Raw genomic sequence first — 1020 nt, 5'->3', positions numbered from 1 at the left:
ACCCGGCCGTTGAACGCCTCCGCGAACGCATTGTCAGTCGGCTTTCCAGGCCTGCTGAAGTCGAGCACCACACCATGCTGATACGCCCACAGGTCGAGATCCTTCGAGATGAACTCCGGGCCATTATCCAAGCGAATGCGCTGCGGACGACCATGTGCCACGGCAATGCGGTCGAGCGTCTCGACCACGTCAGATCCGCGATAGCTTGTCCGTACATCGAGCGCTGGCGACACACGGGTGAAGTTGTCGACGATCGACAGCACCCGGATCTTGCGCCGGTCGAACAACTGGTCCGACAGGAAATCCATCGACCAGCACTCGTTGGGCGCCGTCGCCGGCGTCCGATCATCGCGCAGCTTCGCCTTCACCTTGCGCTTGGGCGTCTTGTTGCGCAGCTGCAGCCCGAGTTCGCGATACAGCCGATGAGTGCGCTTGTGGTTGATCTCCCAGCCCTCCCGCCGGAGCAGCACATGGATGCGTCGATACCCGTAGCGAACACGGGTCGCAGCCAACTCCTTGATCCGCATCTTAAGGCCGGCCTGATCGAGGCGGCGGGACTGATAGCGCTGGGTCGATCGATTGATCGGAAACGCGCCGCAGGCTCGCCGTTCGCTGACCTGGTAGCTCGCCTGCAAATAGCCGACGATCTCCCGGGCTCGACCAGGCCCTACATTTTTCGGCGGATGACGTCCTGCAGCATCTCCTTGTCTAAGCTGAGGTTCGCCACCAGCCGTTTCAGCCGGATGTTCTCCTCCTCCAGCACCTTCAGGCGCTTCATCTCCGACGGCATCAACCCTCCGTATTTGCTACGCCATCGATAGTAGGTCTGGATTGATATGCCGGCCTTCCGGCAAACCTCCTCGACGGTTGTTCCATCCTCGGCCTGCTTGAGGATGAACGCTATCTGCTGCTCGCTGAACCTCGACTTCTTCATCGGCGGATTCCCTCGTCCGGCACCTGCCAAACCTAACCGGGAATTTCTCACAAAGAATGGACCAATCCGAAGGGCTCAGGTCACTT

The 1020-nt window shown here is 60.2% G+C and carries 1 pseudogene; it reads right to left on the bottom strand.

Annotated elements, in window-relative coordinates:
• Window positions 1–934, bottom strand: a pseudogene (locus tag ACFX59_RS18235) (IS3 family transposase); the annotation flags it as partial.
• Window positions 935–1020: the final 86 nt, after the last annotated feature.

Origin of the sequence: Sphingomonas sp. NCPPB 2930, assembly GCF_042867205.1 — a bacterium.
In the GTDB taxonomy this organism is placed as follows: Bacteria; Pseudomonadota; Alphaproteobacteria; order Sphingomonadales; family Sphingomonadaceae; genus Sphingomonas.
The sequence above is the reverse complement of the archived record's forward strand: the minus strand, read 5'-3'. Positions and strand labels throughout refer to the sequence as shown.